Raw genomic sequence first — 18,947 nt, 5'->3', positions numbered from 1 at the left:
GGGCTACTTCAGCGCGCTCCCGGCCTTCCACGCCTTCCAGCCCATGTTCCAGCCGCCGAGGCCGTTGTCCGGGGCGACCCGCTTGTCCTTGCTGCGCACCACCTCGACGACGTCCCCGACCAGGGTGCGGTCGAAGAACCAGCCCGCCGGAGTGTCCGAGCCACCGCCCTTGACGTCCCGCAGACCGACGCAGCCGTGGCTGACGTTGGCGTTGCCGAAGACGCCCTCGGCCCAGTAGTTGCCGTGCAGGAAGGTGCCGGAGTCGGTGAGCCGCATGGCGTGCGGGACGTCGGGGATGTCGTACTCGCCCTTGCCGTCGGCGTCCTTGAAGCCGACGGTCGCGCCGTTCATCCGGGTCACCTCCAGCATCTCGGTGACCACCATCTTCCCGTTGTAGGTGGTGGTCTTCGGGGCGCCGGCCGTGATCGGCACGGTGGCGAGCAGTTCGCCGTCGCGCCGGACGTCCATGGTGTGCGCCGCCGCGTCGACGGTGGAGACCTGGTGGCGGCCGACGGTGAAGGAGAACGTCTTGTGCTGGAGTCCGTAGACGCCGGGCGCGCCCTCGACGTCGCGGAACTTGAGGGAGACCGTGACCTGGGTGCCGGGTTTCCAGTACGTCTCGGGGCGGAAGTCCAGGCGGCCGTCGCCGAACCAGTGCGGGCGGATCTCCACCGGCGGGCGGGCGGTGACCTGGACGGCGCGCTCCACGGCGGCGCGGTCGGCGATCTCCCGGTTGAACTCCAGGGAGACGATCATCCCGGTGCCGACCGTGGAGCGGTTCTCCGGGGAGACGTAGCCGATGAACCGCTCCTCGGGGACGTGGGTGGTGAAGGTGGTGTGGCGCGCGGAGCGGCGGCCGTGTCCGTCGAGGGCGACCACGTCGACGGTGTACCGGGCGGCCAGCGCCAGCCGCCGGTCGTCGGGTTCCCAGCGCAGTCCGTCGGCGGAGATCTGCCCGGGGACGGGCGTGTCCTGCGCGTCCTGGGACCTGACCACCTTCACGGACTCCAGCCTCCCGCCGGGCACCCCGATCCGCAGTCTCTCCTCGGGTCCCACCCCGCGGCTGCCGTCGTCCGGGGAGATGCGGATGACGTCCTCGGCGGCCGGTCTGCCCAGTCCGCCCAGTCCGGTTGCGCCGGTGCCGTCCGCGGTGCAGCCGGCGGCTCCCGCCAGCAGTCCCACCCCTAGCAGTACGGCGGCCAGCGTGGCCCTCGCGCGCCGCGCGCGCCCTTGTGCATGCCTCACGGGGAGCCCAACGAGCGGGCACGCTCCGGGGAAACGTGAGTGCGAGCCAAGCGCTGGGCAGAACAGTGGGGAGGACGACACGACGGGGAGCCGCTGCCGGGATCCGGTATGCCCGTCCACGTCGGTCCGCGAGCCGTGGGAGGCCGAAGGTGTCGAGCAGCGCAGCCGAGCGGGAGGCGGTGGCCCCGGACCGGGCCACCGAGCGTCCGGGAGCGGTACGGAACGGAACTCCGCGCCGGACACCGGGCATGGCCGTGTGGCCCGGTGCGCCGACCCCGCTGGGCGCCCGCTTCCGGGTCGGCCCCGACGGGGCGGCCGGTACCAACTTCGCGCTGTGGGCGGGCGGGGCGGAGGCGGTGGAGCTGTGCCTGTTCGACGGGTCGGGCAAGGAGACCCGGGCCCGGCTGACCGAGCTGACGCACGAGATCTGGCACGGCTTCGTACCGGGGGTGATGCCGGGCCAGCGGTACGGCTACCGGGTGCACGGCCGCTGGGACCCGTGGACCGGCGCCCGCTGGAACCCGGCGAAGCTGCTGCTGGACCCCTACGCCCGCGCGGTGGACGGCGACTTCGTCCTGCCGCCCGAGGTGTACGGCCATGTCCGGGACTGGCCGCAGCAGCAGGTCGCGGACACCGTCCGGGACGACCGGGACTCGGCGCCGTACGTGCCCAAGGGTGTCGTGGTCCATGACGACGACGACTGGACGGACGACCGGCGGCCGAAGACGCCGTGGGCGGACTCGGTCATCTACGAGCTGCACGTACGGGGGTTCACCAAGCTGCACCCGGGCATCCCCGAGGAGCTGCGCGGGACCTACGCGGGGCTCGCCCACCCGGCGGCGATCGAGCACCTGGTCGGGCTGGGGGTGACGGCGGTGGAGCTGCTGCCGGTCCATCAGTTCGCGCACGAGGACCATCTGCTGCGCCGGGGCCTGCGGAACTACTGGGGCTACAACTCCATCGGCTACTTCGCCCCGCACGCCGGGTACGCGGCCTCCGGGACCGGGGGGCGGCAGGTCGGCGAGTTCAAGCGGATGGTGCGCGCGCTGCACGAGGCGGGGATCGAGGTCATCCTCGACGTGGTCTACAACCACACCGCGGAGGCGGGCGAGCTGGGCCCGACGCTGTCGATGAAGGGCATCGACAACCGCGGCTACTACCGGCTCCAGTCGGACGCGCGCCGGTACGCGGACTACACGGGCTGCGGCAACACGCTCCATGTGGTGCAGCCCCATGTGCTGCGGCTGATCACCGACTCGCTGCGCTACTGGGTGACGGAGATGGGGGTCGACGGGTTCCGTTTCGACCTCGCCGCGGCGCTGGCCCGGTCCATGCACGACGTCGACATGCTCTCGCCGTTCCTCGCCGTGATCGCCCAGGACCCGCTGCTGAGCCGGGTGAAGCTGATCGCCGAGCCGTGGGACGTGGGGTCCGGCGGCTACCAGGTCGGCGCGTTCCCGCCGCTGTGGACCGAGTGGAACGACCGCTACCGCAACGCCGTGCGGGACTTCTGGCGGGGCGCGCTGCCGGACGTGCGGGACCTCGGCTACCGGCTGTCGGGGTCGAGCGACCTGTACGCGTGGGGCGGGCGCAGGCCGTACGCCTCGGTGAACTTCGTGACGGCGCACGACGGTTTCACCCTGCGCGACCTGGTGTCCTACGAGCGCAAGCACAACGAGGCGAACGGCGAGGGCAACCGGGACGGCACGGACGACAACCGGGCGTGGAACTGCGGCGCCGAGGGCGAGACGGACGACGAGCGGGTACGGGCGCTGCGGCGGCGGCAGCTGCGGAACATGCTCACCACCCTGCTGCTGTCGACGGGGGTGCCGATGCTGGTCGCGGGCGACGAGATGGGGCGGACCCAGCACGGCAACAACAACGCCTACTGCCAGGACAACGAGATCGGCTGGCTGGACTGGGGGCTGCTGGACGACCCGGAGTGGAAGGCCCTGTTCGAGCTGACCTCGCGGCTGATCGCGCTGCGCCACCGGCATCCGGTGCTGCGCCGCCGGGCGTTCTTCTCGGGGCGCGCGCACTCGGCGGACGGGCTGCGGGACCTGGCCTGGTTCACCGCGCGGGGCACCGAGATGACGGAGGGGGACTGGTACGCGCCCGCCGCGACGCTGGGCATGTACCTCTCCGGGCGGGACATCCCCGGGCGCGACGAGCGGGGCGCGACGATCGTGGACGACAGCTTCCTCGCGGTGCTGCACGCCGGGCACCGCCCGGAGAACTTCACGCTGCCGGCCCCGCCGTGGGCGGAGGAGTACGAGGTGGTCGTCGACACCTCGCGGGAGGAGCAGCTGGGGGCGCCGGGGGTGGTGCACCGGGCGGGCACGGCGATCACGGTGCCGGCGCGGTCGGTGCTGCTGCTGCGGGTGGTGGGGTGAGGGGGGCGAGGTGAAGGGGGCGGGGTGAGGTTCGCGGGCCGAGGTCCGGCCGAAGTGGTTGACCGCGGCAACGTTGCAAGCCCGTGAACTCCCCGCCGGATTCCTGGCCCCGGTGTCCGGCCTGCTGATCGACTGAGGCGCATGCCCGAGATATCCCGCCGCGCCTTCGGTGGTCTCGTCGGCGGCGGCGCCGTGTCCGCCGTCGCCGCGACGACCGCCACGGCCGAAGCAGCCGAAGCAACCGCCGCCGAACGCCCCTTCGAGGCCCGCCCGGCCGCCTCCGGCCGGCGCCCCAACATCCTGGTCGTCCTCGGCGACGACCTGGGCTGGGCCGATCTGTCGTCGTACGGCGCCCCGCACATCCGCACCCCCCACCTGGACCGGCTGGCCCGGCAGGGCGTGCGCTTCACCGACGCCTACTCCGGCTCGGCGACCTGCTCCCCGACCCGGTTCAGCCTCTACACCGGCCGCTATCCGGGCCGTACGCCGGGCGGGCTCGCCGAGCCGATCGCCAACCGGTCGCAGGGGCTGGACCCCACCCACCCCACGCTGGCCTCCCTGCTGAAGAAGGCGGGCTACTCCACCGCCCTGATCGGCAAGTGGCACTGCGGCTGGCTGCCGGACCACAGCCCCACCAAGTCGGGCTGGGACGAGTTCTTCGGCAACTTCGGCGGCGTGCTGGAGTACTTCTCCAAGCTCGGCCAGCTCGGCACCCACGACCTCTACGAGGGCGACGCCGAGTACCGGGACCTGCGCTACTACACGACCGTCCTGACCGAGCGCGCGGTGGAGTACGTCGGCCGCGACCACCGCTCCCCCTGGCTGCTGAACCTCAACTTCACCACCCCGCACTGGCCCTGGCTGGCGAAGGGCGACGAGGAGGCCGGCGCCGCGATCGCGGCGAAGATCCGGGCCGCCACCTCACAGGCCGAGGTCAGCAAGGCGCTGTTCCACTACGACGGCGGCTCGGTCGCCAAGTACGTCGAGATGGTCCAGGACCTGGACGCCGCCGTCGGCGAGGTCCTCGACGCCCTGCGCCGCTCCGGGCAGGAGGAGAACACGGTGGTGCTGTTCGCCAGCGACAACGGCGGCGAGCGCTTCTCCTACAACTGGCCGCTCAGCGGCGCCAAGTCCGGGCTGCTGGAGGGCGGCATCCGGGTGCCGACGATCCTGCGCTGGCCGGCCCGGATCGACGGCCGCCAGGTCAGCCACGAGCCGAACTTCTCCCCGGACTGGACGGCGACCCTGCTGGAGTTCGGCGGCGCCCGGCCGGACCCGGCGTACCCGCTGGACGGCACGAGCCTGGCCGGCTATCTGCTGCGCGGGCGGGAACTGCCGGAGCGGGACCTGTTCTGGCGGGTGCGGTCCCAGCGGGCGCTGCGCCGCGGGGACTGGAAGTACCACCGGGACGCCTCCGGCGCCGACCACCTGTACGACCTCGGCGCCGACCAGCGGGAACAGGCCGACCGGGCCGGCGACGAGGCGGAGCTGCTGGGCGAGCTGAGGCGGGCGTGGGAGGGGATCGCCGCGGGGCTGCTGCCGTACCCCGCGGGCTGATCCGGAACGACAGGAAAACTCGCTGGCGTTGTCAGTGGCGATCCGTAGGCTCGCTGCTGATGCCTTCGACACGTGCAACCACCGAGGAACGCTCCGCCGTCCGCACCCTGCTGCGCCTGTGGCCCTACGTCAGACCGGTCCGGGCGCGGCTGTTCACCGCCGCCGGGGTGGCGATCCTCGCCTCCTGCGTGGGGCTGGTGATCCCGCTCGTCCTGAAGTGGATGGTGGACGGGCCGGTCGCGGAGCGGGACCGGGCCGGGGTGTGGATCGGGGCGCTGCTCCTGCTGCTGCTCGGGCTCGCGGAGGCGGGGCTGTTCGGGCTGCGGCGGTGGCTGGTGGCCCGGCCGCTGTCCCATGTCGAGGCGGAGATGCGGGCGGGGCTCTACCGGCATCTCCAGCGGCTGCCGGTGGCCTTCCACGACCGGTGGGCCTCGGGGCAGCTGCTGTCCCGGGCGACCACCGATCTGATGCTGGTGCGGATGTTCCTGGCGTTCCCGCTGACGTTCCTGCTGGTCAACGGTGTCACCATTCTCGTCGGCGTGGTCATCATGCTGCTTCAGGACTGGACACTGGGGCTGGTGGTGCTGGGGCCGGCGGTGCCGGTCGTCGTGATGTGCGTGCTCTTCGAGAAGCGGTACGCGCTGGTGGCGCGGCGGGCGCAGGACCAGGTCGGCGATCTGACGACGGTGGTCGAGGAGAGTGTGCTCGGCATCCGGATCATCAAGGGTTTCGGCCGGCACCGCAGCCAGGCCCGCGCCTTCCGGGACCTGTCCGGGACGCTGCGCGGGACCGAACTGCACAAGGCGCGGCTGCTGGCGGTCATCTGGGCGGTCATCGTGACCCTGCCCGAGGTGGCCGTCGGGGCGGCGCTGGTGGTGGGGGCGGTGCAGGTCGCCGACGGCGCGCTGTCGGCGGGCACGCTGGTGGCGTTCCTGTCCACGGCGCTCGCCCTGAGATGGCCGGTGGAGTCGATCGGCTTCCTGCTGGCGATGAGCCAGGAGGCGGCGACGGCGACCGAGCGGTACTTCGAGGTGATGGACGAGCGGCCGGAGGAGGGCTCGGCCGGGTCCGGCGCCGCGGACCCGGGTGACCGCGGGCTCCGCTTCGACGCCGTGCGGTTCCGCTACCCCGACGCGGCCGAGGACTCCCCGCCGGTCCTCGACGGGGTCGACCTGCACATCCGGCCGGGCGAGTCGATGGCGCTGGTGGGGGCCACCGGCAGCGGGAAGACCACGCTCACCGCGCTGGTCCCCAGGCTGCACGAGGCGACGTCCGGCAGGATCACCCTGGACGGCGAGGACATCATGGCGATGCCCCGTCAGGAGCTGCGCTCCCGGGTGGCCGTCGCCTTCGAGGAGCCCACCCTGTTCTCGGCCTCCGTCGGGGAGAACGTCCTGATGGGCGCCGACGACACCGCCGCGGGCGCCGAACTGGACCGGGCGCTGTCGGTCGCCCAGGCCGACTTCGCGCACTCCCTGCCCGAGGGCACCGGGACCCAGGTCGGCGAGCAGGGGCTCAGTCTCTCCGGCGGGCAGCGGCAGCGGCTGGCGCTGGCCCGGGCGGTGGTGGGACGGCCGAGGTTCCTCGTCCTGGACGATCCGCTGTCCGCGCTGGACGTGCACACCGAGGCCGCGGTGGAGGCGGCGCTGCGGGAGGTGCTCGCGGAGACCACCGCGCTGATCGTGGCGCACCGCCCCTCCACCGTGCTGCTCGCCGACCGGGTCGCGCTGCTGTCCGACGGGCGGATCACCGCGGTCGGCACCCATCACGAACTGCTGCGCACCAACGCCGAGTACGCCCATCTGATGTCGGGAGCGGACCGGGAGACCCGTCCGATGCCCGAAGCGGACCAGCAGGCCCGTCCGATGTCGGGAGCCGACCAGGAGGCCCACCGATGACCGCGCCCACCACCACGAAGGCGCCGGCCCGCGACGACGACCCGCGCGACCGGGCCGCCGGCGACCCCTTCGACCGGGACGTCCTGCCCACTCCCCCGGGCGCCACCGGCGCGCTGCTGCGCTCCCTGCTCGCCCCGATGCGGGCGCGGGTGGCGCTGACCACACTGCTGCTGCTCGTCCAGCAGGCGGCCGTGCAGGCGGGCCCGCTGCTGGTGGCGTACGCCATCGACACGGCCGTGCCGGCGTTCCGGCGCGAGGACCACGGTCCGCTGATCGCGGTGGCCGTGGGCTATCTGCTGTGCGCGGTGGTCTCCGGCGCCCTGCAGTACGCGTTCGTCATCGCCGCCGCCCGGGTCAACCAGGACGTGCTGCTGGATCTGCGCGGGCGGATCTTCCGGCACGCGCAGGCGCTGAGCGTCGACTTCCACGAGCGGTACACGAGCGGGCGGCTCATCTCCCGGTCCACCACGGACGTGGAGTCGCTGCGGGAGCTGCTCAATGAGGGGCTCCAGGAACTCGTCACGGTCGTGCTGTCGTTCGTGTACATCTCGGTGCTGCTGCTCTGGCTGGACCTGGGGCTCGGCGCGGTCGCGGTGGCCTCCTTCGTGCCGCTGTACCTGCTGATGCGGGGCTACCGGCGGCGGGCGGGGCGGGTGTACCGGGTGCGGTCCACCGCGATCGCCGCGGTGATCGTGAAGTTCGTGGAGACGATGAACGGCATCCGGCCGGTGCGGGCGTTCCGCCGGGAGGCCGTCAACGACGCCGACTTCGCCGTGCTGAACCGGCACCACGAGCGCACCAACGGCGACGCGCTGCTGGAGATGGCGCGCTATGTCGTGGGGTCCCGGGTGGTCGCGAACACGGCCGTCGCGCTGATCGTGCTGTGGGGCGCGCACCGGGTGGCCGGGGAGACCCTGGCGCTCGGTGTGCTGGCGGCGGCGGTGCTGTACCTGCGGCGGCTGTACGACCCGATCGACCGGCTGGCGATGTTCCTGAACTCCTACCAGTCGGCGGCGGCCTCGCTGGAGAAGATCGCGGGGCTGCTGGCGCAGACGCCGTCCGTGCCCGAGCCTGCGGCGCCCCGGGAGCTCCCGGCGCCCGCCTCCGCGCACCCCGGCCGCGAGGTCGTCTTCGACTCGGTGCGGTTCGCGTACCGCACGGGCGGCGAGGTGCTGCCGGTCTTCGATCTCACCCTGCCGGCCGGGCAGACGGTCGCGGTGGTCGGCTCGACCGGCGCCGGCAAGTCGACGCTGGCGAAGCTGCTGGCCCGGTTCTACGACCCCTCCGAGGGCCGGGTGCTGCTGGACGGGGTCGATCTGCGGGAGCTGGCGGTGCCCGAGCTGCGGCGCGGGGTGGTGATGGTGACGCAGGAGGCGTTCCTGTTCTCCGGGACGGTCGCGGAGAACATCGCCATCGGGCGGCCGGACGCCTCCCGGGAGGAGATCGAGCGGGCCGCGAAGGCGATCGGCGCGCACGAGTTCATCAGCGCGCTGCCGGACGGCTACGACACCGACGTCCGCAAGCGGGGCGGCCGCATCTCCGCCGGTCAGCGCCAACTGGTCGCGTTCGCAAGGGCGTTGCTGGCCGATCCGGCGGTGCTGATCCTCGACGAGGCGACCAGCTCGCTGGACATCCCGGGCGAGCGGGCGGTGCAGCGCGCGATGGCGACGGTGCTTCAGGGGCGGACGGCGGTGGTGATCGCGCACCGGCTGTCCACGGTGGAGATCGCGGACCGGGTGCTGGTGATGGAGCACGGGCGGATCGTCGAGGACGGCTCGCCCGCCGAACTGGTCGCGGGGACGGGCCGGTTCGCGGATCTGCACCGGGCGTGGCGGGACAGCCTGGCGTAGGGCCCGCTGATGGCGGGCCTTTCCGAAGGGTTCGTATAACGAACATGAACTCCCGGACAACGAACGATTTCCGGCCAAGTTTCTGACGCGACCCTGACAGGAGTGGCGATCTCCTGCCACTCTTCCCACGGCCGCTTCACAGCAACCCCATAGCTGCGCCTCCGCTGTGGCACGGCCGGAGCTCCCGCACGTGGTTCTGCGCACCACCCCGTTCTGCCGGCCGGCCCACCCGCCGGACGGTCTCCCCTGGCCGCGCGATCCGCGGCCGCGCAGAAGGAGTCAGTTTTGAGCAGCAGTTCCTCAGAGCGACGCACCCCCCACAGATCCACCACCCGACGGGCCGCCGCGGTCGCCCTGGTCGGCGTCTCCGCCCTCATCGCCGCGGCCGTCCAGTCGGGTGCCGCCACCGCCGCCCCCGAGCGGGCCCCGGCGGCCGCCGCCGGCAAGGTCCTGCCGGGCGCGGAGTCGGTGAAGCTCACCCCCGCCCAGCGCGCCGAGCTGATCCGCGCCGCCACCGCCGACCGGGCGGACACCGCCCGCGAACTGGGCCTGGGCGCCAAGGAGAAGCTGATCGTCCGTGACGTGCTCAAGGACGGCAACGGCACGGTCCACACGCGCTACGAGCGCACCTACGACGGCCTGCCGGTGCTCGGCGGCGACCTCGTCGTCAAGAGCACCAGGACCGACGCCACCGCGTCGGTGGTGAAGGCCACCAAGCGGGCCATCGCCCCGGCCACCACCGCCGCCGCCGTACCGGCCGCGAAGGCGGAGCGGCAGGCGCTGGCCGCGGCGAAGGCGGAGCACGCCGAGAGCCCGGACGTCGACCGGGCGCCGCGCAAGGTGGTCTGGGCGGCGAGCGGCACCCCCAAGGTGGCGTTCGAGACGGTCGTCGGCGGCTTCCAGCACGACGGCACCCCGCAGGAACTGCACGTCATCACGGACGCCACCACGGGCGAGAAGCTCTACGAGTGGGAGGCCATCGAGACCGGCACCGGCAACACCGTCTACAGCGGCACGGTGACGCTGGGCACGACCCAGTCCGGCTCGACGTACAACCTCACCGACGGCGCGCGCGGCGGGCACAAGACGTACAACCTCAACCGCGGCACCTCCGGCACCGGCACGCTCTTCTCCGGCTCGGACGACGTGTGGGGCAACGGCAGCCCGTCGAACCTGGAGTCGGCCGCCGCCGACGCCCACTACGGCGCCGCGCTGACCTGGGACTACTACAAGAACGTGCACGGCCGTTCGGGCATCCGCGGTGACGGCGTGGGCGCCTACTCCCGGGTCCACTACGGCAACAACTACGTCAACGCGTTCTGGTCGGACAGCTGCTTCTGCATGACCTACGGCGACGGCTCCGGCAACGCCAACCCGCTGACGTCGATCGACGTGGCCGCGCACGAGATGACCCACGGGCTCACCTCCAACACCGCGGGCCTGGTCTACAGCGGCGAGTCCGGCGGTCTGAACGAGGCGACCTCGGACATCTTCGGCTCGACCGTCGAGTTCTTCGCCAACAACTCCTCCGACGTCGGTGACTACCTCATCGGCGAGGAGATCAACATCAACGGCGACGGCACCCCGTTGCGCTACATGGACAAGCCGAGCAAGGACGGCTCGTCCAAGGACAGCTGGTACTCGGGCATCGGCTCGATCGACGTGCACTACTCGTCGGGCCCCGCCAACCACTTCTTCTACCTGCTGAGCGAGGGCAGCGGCACCAAGACGATCAACGGTGTCACCTACAACTCGCCCACCGCGGACGGCCTCGCGGTCACCGGCATCGGCCGCGACAAGGCGGAGAAGATCTGGTTCCGGGCGCTGACCACCAAGTTCACCTCCAACACCAACTACGCGGGCGCCCGCACCGGCACCCTCGCGGCCGCCGGTGAGCTGTACGGCACCACCAGCGCCGAGTACGCGGCGGTGCAGCACGCCTGGGCGGGCGTGGCGGTCGGCTCGCGCCCCGGTGACGGCGGCGGTGGCGGCACCAGCTTCGAGAACACCGCCGACGTGGCGATCCCGGACCGCGGGGCCGCGGTCACCTCCTCCGTCACCGTCTCCGGGCGGACCGGCAACGCGCCCTCCAACCTCCAGGTCGGCGTGGAGATCGTGCACACCTACATCGGTGACCTCCAGGTCCAGCTCGTCGCCCCCGACGGCACGGCGTACACGCTGAAGGCGTACGGCACCGGCGGCAGTTCGGACAACATCAGCACCACCTACACGGTGAACGCCTCCTCCGAGGTGGCCAACGGGACCTGGCAGCTGCGGGTTCAGGACAACGCGGCCATCGACACCGGCTACATCAACAGCTGGAAGCTGACGTTCCCGTAGGACGTGCCGCTTCCGCTCTGTGACAGGGCGTCGTCCCGGTGGTTCAACTCCCCGGGACGGCGCCCGTTCGCATACCCGCCCTTGGGGTGCCCTTTACCTTTGTGAAACGTTCACCGGACAGTCGGATTTCGGTCAACATCGCTGGAGGGTCCTGACATGTACGCGTCGCTGGTGTCACTCTTCCCCCACCCGCCGCACAACTTCCCGTTCCTCCCCCACAGAAGGAGCTTGTGTGACCCCCCGCTACGCGCGTCACAAGCGCACCACCCTGGCCATCGCCACCGCGATCGCGGCCGGAGCCCTCCTCACCACCGGACTGACCAGCACCGGTGCCGCCGCGAAGACCGACCCGGCCGCCGACGCCACCCCGGTCCGGCTCACCGCCGCCGCCCGCACCGCGCTGATCGAGCGGGCGACCGCCGAAGCCCCCGCCACGGCCGAGGAGATAGGTCTCGGCGCCCGGGAGGAACTCGTCGTCAAGGACGTCGTCCAGGACGCCGACGGCACCACCCACACCCGCTACGAGCGCACCTACGCCGGACTCCCGGTCCTCGGCGGCGATCTGATCGTCCACGAGAGCGCGGCTGGCGCGGCCGAGGGCGTCACCAGGGCCACCAAGGCCGCCGTGAAGGTCGCCGACCTCACCGCGGACGTCACGAGGTCGGCCGCCGAGAAGCAGGCCCTGAAGGCCGCGAAGGCGGAGGGCTCCACCGAGTCCGCGGCCGACCGGGCCCCGCGCAAGGTCGTCTGGGCCGCGAGCGGCACCCCGAGACTCGCCTACGAGACGGTCGTCGGCGGCTTCCAGCACGACGGCACCCCGCAGGAACTGCACGTCATCACCGACGCCACCACGGGCGAGAAGCTCCACGAGTGGGAGGCGATCCGGACCGGCAGCGGCAACGGCCAGTACAGCGGCTCGGTGACGATCGGCACCTCGCTGTCCGGTTCCACGTACCAGCTCAACGACGCCTCGCGCGGCGCCCACAAGACGTACAACAAGGCGCGCTCCACCTCATCCTCGGCGGGCACGCTCTTCACCGACGCGGACGACGTCTGGGGCACCGGGGCCGCCTCCAGCTCCTCCACCTCGCAGACCGCGGCCGTGGACGCCCACTACGGCGCCCAGGTCACCTGGGACTTCTACAAGAACGTCCTCGGCCGCAACGGCATCAAGAACAACGGCGTCGCCGCCTACTCGCGGGTCCACTACGGCAACGCCTACGTCAACGCCTTCTGGTCGGACAGCTGCTTCTGCATGACCTACGGCGACGGCTCCGGCAACGTCAAGCCGCTGACCTCGCTGGACGTCGCCGGCCACGAGATGACGCACGGCGTCACCTCCAACACCGCCGGGCTCAACTACTCCGGCGAGTCGGGCGGCCTGAACGAGGCGACCTCCGACATCTTCGGCACCGCGGTGGAGTTCTACGCCGCCAACTCCAAGGACGCCGGCGACTACCTCATCGGCGAGAAGATCGACATCAACGGCGACGGCACCCCGCTGCGCTACATGGACCAGCCGAGCAAGGACGGCGCCTCCGCCAACTACTGGTCCTCGTCGCTGGCGGGCCTGGACGTGCACTACTCCTCCGGCCCCGCCAACCACTTCTTCTTCCTGCTGTCGGAGGGCAGCGGCGCGCGGACGGTCAACGGCGTCAGCTACAACTCGCCCACGTACAACGGCTCCACGCTCACCGGCATCGGCCGGGACAAGGCCGTGAAGATCTGGTACAAGGCGCTCACCGAGTACATGACGTCCACCACCAACTACAAGGGCGCCCGCACCGCCACGCTCAGCGCGGCGTCGGCCCTGTACGGCTCCTCCAGCACCGAGTACAGCGCGGTGGCGGCGGCCTGGACGGCGGTCAACGTCACCTGACCGACCCCCGCACCGGACTGGCGGCACCCGGGCCCGAGGCGGCCCCGGGTGCCGCCTTACCCTTGGGCCCCATGTCCTTCAGTTACGACGACGTCGGCGGCACGCGGGAGCCCGGTTTCTGCCCGCCCGGCTTCCATCCCCTTCAGGTGCGCACCCGCATAGGAGAGGGCCACGAGGTCTTCCGCCGCGCGGCCGAGTCCGTGCTGACCTGGGACCTGCACCGGGCGCTGGGCGTCGGCATCGACACCTCCGCGGACCGGGCGGCCCCCGGGGTGGATGTCACCGTCACCCTGGCCGGCGTCATCAGGGCGCCGTGCCGGGTGGTGTGGACGGTGGAGGAGCACCGCCGCGCGGGCTGGGCCTACGGCACGCTGCCCGGTCACCCGGAGTGCGGCGAGGAGTCCTTCGTCGTGGACCGCACCGGCGACGGCACGGTGTGGCTCACGGTGAACGCCTTCAGCCGGGCGGCGAAGTGGTACGCCCGGGCGGGCGGCCCGGCGACCCGCGGACTGCAGAACGCCTACGCGCGGCGGTGCGGGGTGGTGCTGCGCCGGATGTGCGGGGACGCCGACGCCGACTGACGTCCCCGCCGCCCGGGGTCAGCGCATGAGCAGCCCGGCCCCCTCCACCACGTCCTCGGAGGGCGAGGTGACCAGCCCGAGTTCCGCGCCCGACGCCAGCAGCCGGTGCGCCGGCAGGATGCGGACCGTGTAGCCGTACGGGCCGGTGCGGTCCAGGGAGAGCGGACCCTCGTAGACCCAGCGGCCGTCCAGGTCGGCACCGCCGGTCGACTTCAGCGGGACCGTGGTCGCGTCGGTGATGCGGTCCTCGGAGTCCACCCGGCCGGAGACCGCCTGCACCTCCACGTCGTCGGGACCGAGGTCGCCGAGGCCGACCCGGACCCGCAGGGTCAGCGTGGTGCCCAGTTCCGCCGTGGTGGTGGCGACCGAGGTCTCCACGTGGTCGACGGACACCCCGTGCCAGGCGCCCCGCACCCGCGCCTTCCACGCCGCCAGTTCACGCGCCGACTCCGCGTCCATCGCGCGGTGGGCGAGCGCGGCCGGGGCGTAGAGGCGCTCCACGTACTCGCGGACCATCCGGCCGGCCAGCACCTTCGGGCCGAGCAGGGTGAGGGTCTGGCGGACCATCTCGATCCAGCGGTCGGGCAGTCCGCTCTGGCCACGCTCGTAGAAGCGCGGGGTGACCCGCTGCTCCATCAGGTCGTACAGCGCCGCCGCCTCTATGTCGTCGCGCCGGTCCGGGTCGGTCGCCGCGCCGTCGGCGGTGGGGATCGCCCAGCCGAAGTCCGGCTGGAACCACTCGTCCCACCAGCCGTCCAGCACCGACAGGTTGAGACAGCCGTTCAGGGCCGCCTTCATGCCGGAGGTGCCGCACGCCTCCAGCGGCCGGAGCGGATTGTTCAGCCAGATGTCGCAGCCCGGGTACAGCTTCTGGGCCATGGCCATGCCGTAGTCCGGCAGGAAGACGATCCGGTGGCGGACCCGCGGGTCGTCGGCGAACCGCACCAGCTCCTGGATCAGCCGCTTGCCGCCGTCGTCCGCCGGGTGCGCCTTGCCCGCCACCACGATCTGGACCGGCCGCTCGGGGTGGAGCAGCAGATCCAGCAGCCGGTCCCGGTCCCGCAGCATCAGCGTCAGCCGCTTGTACGACGGCACCCGGCGGGCGAAGCCGATGGTCAGCACGTCGGGATCGAGCACCCCGTCGATCCAGCCCAGTTCGGCGCTGCCCGCGCCGCGCTGCCGCCACGAGGCGCGCAGCCGCTCCCGCACCTCCACCACCAGCTGCTCGCGCAGCACCCGGCGCAGCTCCCAGATGTCCTGGTCGGGGATGGTGGCCACCGCGTCCCAGCGTTCCGAGCCGCCGACGGTGAAGGCGTCCTCGGTGCGCTGGACGCCGATCTGCCGGGCGCCGAGGCGGAAGACCTCGGGGGCGACCCAGGTCGGGGCGTGGACCCCGTTGGTGACCGAGGTGATCGGCACCTCGTCGGCGTCGAAGCCCGGCCAGAGCCCGGAGAACATCCCGCGGCTGACGTTGCCGTGCAGCAGCGAGACCCCGTTGGCCCGTTGTCCCAGGCGCAGCCCCATCACGGCCATGTTGAACAGGTTCGGCTCGCCGCCGGCGTAGGTCTCCATGCCGAGCCGGAGGATGCGTTCGACGTCGATGCGCGGGAGTTCGGCGTCGGGTCCGAAGTGGCGGGCGACCAGCTCACGGTCGAAGCGGTCGATGCCCGCCGGGACGGGCGTGTGGGTGGTGAAGACGGTGCCGGCCCGCACCGCCTCCAGGCCGGAGTCGAAGTCCAGCCCCCGGTCGCACAGTTCGGCGATCCGCTCCAGGCCGAGGAAGCCCGCGTGCCCCTCGTTGGTGTGGAAGACCTCGGGGTCGGAATGGCCGGTCAGACGGCAGTACGTCCGGACCGCCCGCACCCCTCCTATGCCGAGGAGCATCTCCTGCAGGAGCCGGTGTTCGCTGCCGCCGCCGTAGAGCCGGTCGGTCACCCCGCGCTCGCCGAGGTCGTTCTCCTCCACGTCGGAGTCGAGGAGCAGCAGCGGGACCCTGCCGACCTGGGCCAGCCAGACCCGGGCGTGCAGGGAGCGGCCGCCCGGCAGGGCGAGGGAGACCTGGGCGGGGGTGCCGTCGGTCTCCCTGAGCAGTCCCACGGGAAGCTCGTTGGGGTCGAGGACCGGGTAGGTCTCCTGCTGCCAGCCGTCCCGGGACAGGGACTGCCGGAAGTAGCCGTGGCGGTAGAGGAGCCCCACCCCGATCAGCGGCACCCCGAGGTCGCTGGCCGACTTCAGGTGGTCCCCGGCGAGGATGCCGAGGCCGCCGGAGTACTGCGGCAGGGCGGCGGTGATGCCGAACTCGGGGGAGAAATAGGCGATGGCCGCCGGAAGCTCGGCGGACTGGGCCTGGTACCAGCGGTCACCGCGGACGTAGTCGTTCAGGTCGTCGACGGCCGCGGTGAGCCGGCGCAGGAAGCGGCGGTCCTCGGCCAGCTCGGCGAGCCGCTCCGGCGACACGCTGCCCAGCAGACGCACGGGGTCACCGTTGGAGGCGGCCCAGCGTTCGGGGTCGACGGACTGGAAGAGGTCGCGGGTCTCCGCATGCCAGGACCAGCGCAGATTGCGCGCTAGGTCGCTGAGCGGCCGGAGGGGTTCGGGGAGAACGGGACGGACGGTGAATCGACGGATCGCCTTCACATTCCACCTCGGCAGGCGTGCGGAAGAAGACGCACGGCGGTGTGCGTCCTGTCATCATCTGCACCGTATCGGTGCAAGCGCTCCGTAACCACGGCGCCTTTCCCGGGGGCTCCGCCCGAGCCGGGGGCGCACTCCGGTCGGAGCAACGGCGCACTCCGTCCGGAAAGCGCCGCAACCTTCCGGGACCCGCCCTCGCCGATATGGCCGATTCCGCCCCTGTAGGCGTCCTTGTGGCGACTTCGCCCCCACGAGAGGCTGCTGACTGGCGTTCCGGCCCGCGCCGGGTGCACCCGGCGGTCGAAGGCGGCCGGACGCCGAGTCGAGGAGGGGACTCGGACCATGGCACGGACGCGAACTCGGCGTCTGCGCTGGGCGGGAGGCCTGACCGCGGTGATGTGCGCCGCGGCACTTTCGGCCATCGGCCCGCCCGCGCACGGCGCGCCACAGGGGCGGATACTCGGCGCCGGTGAACCCGGCTCCGTCAGCGGCAGCTACCTGGTGACACTCGAGGGGGGAACAAGGGCTCCGTCGGCGGCCGGCACGGCCGTCGCCGAGGGGTACGGGGCGAGAATCAGCCATACCTACGGAACTGTTCTCAACGGTTACGCCATCAGGGCGAGCGAGAGACAGGCCGAGCGGCTCGCGGCGGACCCGCGGGTCGCCTCGGTCGTCCAGGACACCGCGGTGCGTGTGGACCGCACCCAGCAAAATCCGCCGTCCTGGGGCCTGGACCGCGTCGACCAGCGGAGTCTGCCGCTGAACGGCCGGTACACCGCGCCGGACTCGGCGGGCGCCGGGGTGACCGTCTATGTGATCGACACCGGTGTCCGGGTCTCGCACCGGGACTTCGGGGGCCGGGCGCGGCACGGCTGGGACTTCGTCGGCGGCGACGGTTCCGCGGGCGACGGCAACGGCCACGGCACCCATGTGGCGGGCACCGTCGCCGGGTCCGGGTACGGCGTCGCGAAGAAGGCCAAGGTGGTATCGGTCCGCGTCCTGGACAACACGGGCGCGGGCACGACCGCCCAGGTCATCGCGGGTATCGACTGGGTCACCAGGAACGCCAGGAAGCCGGCGGTCGCCAACATCAGCCTGGGCGGCGGCTACCACGCCCAGCTCAACGCGGCCGTCCGTAACTCCATCGCCTCCGGGGTCACCTACACGGTGGCGGCGGGCAACGGGTCACTGCCCGCCGGTCTCTACTCGCCGGCGAGCGTCGGCCGGGCCGTCACGGTCGGCGCCACCGACCGGCGGGACGCCCGGGCCGGCTTCTCGAACTACGGTTCGGCACTGGACCTGTTCGCCCCCGGGGTGGACATCACCTCGGCGTCGTACGCGAGCGACACCGCCCGCGCGACCTACTCCGGTACGTCGATGGCGGCGCCGCACGCGGCGGGCGCGGCGGCGCTGTATCTGGCCGACCATCGCACGGCGACGCCCGCTCAGGTGGCCAGGGCGCTGCGGTCGGGGGCGGCGAACGGCAAGGTCTCCGGGCGGGGGCCCGGTTCGCCGGACAGACTGCTCCAGGTGCCGGGTTCCTAGTGGCGTGTTGTCGGCCGGGCGCCCGTGGCGCGGAACGATCGGCCCCGTCCACCGTGGACGGGGCCGGTCTTGTGCGCCGATGTACGCGTGAGTAGTTAACAAAGCGCCGGATTGCTCACCCGAATAGGGTGGGAAGGCTCCTCCGGTACGCCCCACAGGCACACCACAGCAGCATTCCGCAGGACCCACCTCCCCACAGCCATCCGCCCACCCACGTTGACGCGGACAGGAGCGGTCATGCCCGCCAAGCACCACTCGTCAGCACCCCCGACGCGCAAGCCCGGACCATCCCCCGTTCACCCCCCGGCAGCCGCCGGACCGCCCGCGGCCGGGCCACCCCCGGCCCCCGGCGCTCCCGTTGTCGGACGTATCCCCGTGCTCGACGTCCGTCCGGTCGTCCAGGGGGGCCGCCGGCCCGCCAAGGCCGTGACCGGCGAGACGTTCCAGATCTCCGCCACCGTGTTCCGCGAGGGGCACGACGCCGTGGCCGCCAACGCCGTACTGCGCGATCCCGACGGGCGTCCGGGCCCGTGGACGCCGATGCGCGAACTGGCACCCGGCACCGACCGCTGGGGCGCCGAGGTCACCCCGGACGGCCCGGGCCTGTGGACGTACACCGTGGAGGCGTGGGGCGACCCGGTCGCCACCTGGCGCCACCACGCCTCGATCAAGATCCCGGCCGGCATCGACACGGAGCTGGTGCTGGAGGAGGGCGCCCGGCTGTACGAGCGGGCGGCCACCGAGGTCCCCGCCGCCCGGCGCCAGATCCTGCTCACCGCCGTCGACCGGCTCCGGGACGACAGCGCCGCGCCGACCGCCCGGCTCGCGGCGGCGCTCTCCCCCGAGGTGGCGGCGGTGCTGGGCCGTTACCCGCTGCGGGAGTTCGTCACGTCCTCCGACCCGTTGCCGCTGCTGGTGGAGCGGGAGCGGGCGCTCTACGGGGCGTGGTACGAGTTCTTCCCGCGTTCGGAGGGCACCGCGGAGGTGCCGCACGGGACGTTCCGGACGGCGGCGCGGCGGCTGCC

At 72.4% G+C, this 18,947-nt stretch carries 11 protein-coding genes; 9 read left to right on the top strand and 2 right to left on the bottom strand.

Annotated features, from left to right (window positions below; all coding sequences use genetic code 11):
• Positions 1-3: 3 nt before the first annotated feature.
• On the bottom strand, positions 4-1,245 hold the full coding sequence (locus ABT296_RS09975) for a L,D-transpeptidase (RefSeq protein ID WP_351925233.1): 1,242 nt from the start codon (positions 1,243-1,245) through the stop codon (positions 4-6).
• A 149-nt stretch (positions 1,246-1,394) separates the two neighbouring features.
• Here ABT296_RS09975 and glgX point away from each other — a divergent pair, with 149 nt between their 5' ends.
• From glgX to ABT296_RS09940, 7 genes are all read left to right on the top strand, one after another.
• Positions 1,395-3,638 (top strand): glycogen debranching protein GlgX, encoded by a 2,244-nt coding sequence (gene glgX / locus ABT296_RS09970; protein WP_351925231.1) that lies wholly within the window; start codon positions 1,395-1,397, stop codon positions 3,636-3,638.
• A 141-nt stretch (positions 3,639-3,779) separates the two neighbouring features.
• Positions 3,780-5,195: a sulfatase family protein gene (locus ABT296_RS09965; RefSeq protein ID WP_351925229.1), complete on the top strand. Its 1,416-nt coding sequence runs from the start codon at positions 3,780-3,782 to the stop codon at positions 5,193-5,195.
• 59 nt (positions 5,196-5,254) lie between these two features.
• Positions 5,255-7,093, top strand: a complete 1,839-nt coding sequence (locus ABT296_RS09960) for an ABC transporter ATP-binding protein (protein ID WP_351925227.1) — start codon at positions 5,255-5,257, stop codon at positions 7,091-7,093.
• The gene (locus tag ABT296_RS09955; protein ID WP_351925225.1) at positions 7,090-8,943 is read left to right on the top strand and encodes an ABC transporter ATP-binding protein; all 1,854 of its coding nucleotides are present in this window, start codon (positions 7,090-7,092) and stop codon (positions 8,941-8,943) included. Before ABT296_RS09960 ends, ABT296_RS09955 begins: the two co-directional genes overlap by 4 nt.
• A gap of 285 nt (positions 8,944-9,228) precedes the next feature.
• Positions 9,229-11,283, top strand: coding sequence for a M4 family metallopeptidase (locus tag ABT296_RS09950; protein WP_351925223.1), 2,055 nt, complete (start codon positions 9,229-9,231; stop codon positions 11,281-11,283).
• A 232-nt stretch (positions 11,284-11,515) separates the two neighbouring features.
• Positions 11,516-13,162, top strand: a complete 1,647-nt coding sequence (locus ABT296_RS09945; RefSeq protein WP_351925221.1) for a M4 family metallopeptidase — start codon at positions 11,516-11,518, stop codon at positions 13,160-13,162.
• Positions 13,163-13,233: 71 nt separating this feature from the next.
• The gene (locus ABT296_RS09940; RefSeq protein WP_351925219.1) at positions 13,234-13,743 is read left to right on the top strand and encodes a DUF1990 domain-containing protein; all 510 of its coding nucleotides are present in this window, start codon (positions 13,234-13,236) and stop codon (positions 13,741-13,743) included.
• A gap of 18 nt (positions 13,744-13,761) precedes the next feature.
• Here ABT296_RS09940 and ABT296_RS09935 read toward each other — a convergent pair whose 3' ends face one another.
• Positions 13,762-16,380, bottom strand: coding sequence for a glycosyltransferase family 1 protein (locus tag ABT296_RS09935; RefSeq protein WP_351925217.1), 2,619 nt, complete (start codon positions 16,378-16,380; stop codon positions 13,762-13,764).
• Positions 16,381-16,719: 339 nt separating this feature from the next.
• Between ABT296_RS09935 and ABT296_RS09930 the strand changes: the two genes are divergently transcribed.
• Positions 16,720-17,922, top strand: coding sequence for a S8 family peptidase (locus ABT296_RS09930; RefSeq protein ID WP_351925215.1), 1,203 nt, complete (start codon positions 16,720-16,722; stop codon positions 17,920-17,922).
• Between the two features lie 237 nt (positions 17,923-18,159).
• On the top strand, positions 18,160-18,947 hold a 788-nt coding region (locus ABT296_RS09925; RefSeq protein WP_351925213.1), incomplete at its 3' end, for a maltotransferase domain-containing protein.

The organism is Streptomyces sp. NPDC000983 (assembly GCF_040299205.1).
Lineage (GTDB): Bacteria > Actinomycetota > Actinomycetes > Streptomycetales > Streptomycetaceae > Streptomyces.
The sequence above is the reverse complement of the archived record's forward strand: the minus strand, read 5'-3'. Positions and strand labels throughout refer to the sequence as shown.

Coding starts and splice junctions, on each gene's coding strand:
- ABT296_RS09965 (WP_351925229.1), top strand. CDS start 3,780: ATGCCCGAGATATCCCGCCGCGCCTTCGGTGGTCTCGTCGGCGGCGGC.
- ABT296_RS09940 (WP_351925219.1), top strand. CDS start 13,234: ATGTCCTTCAGTTACGACGACGTCGGCGGCACGCGGGAGCCCGGTTTC.
- ABT296_RS09960 (WP_351925227.1), top strand. CDS start 5,255: ATGCCTTCGACACGTGCAACCACCGAGGAACGCTCCGCCGTCCGCACC.
- ABT296_RS09955 (WP_351925225.1), top strand. CDS start 7,090: ATGACCGCGCCCACCACCACGAAGGCGCCGGCCCGCGACGACGACCCG.
- ABT296_RS09930 (WP_351925215.1), top strand. CDS start 16,720: ATGGCACGGACGCGAACTCGGCGTCTGCGCTGGGCGGGAGGCCTGACC.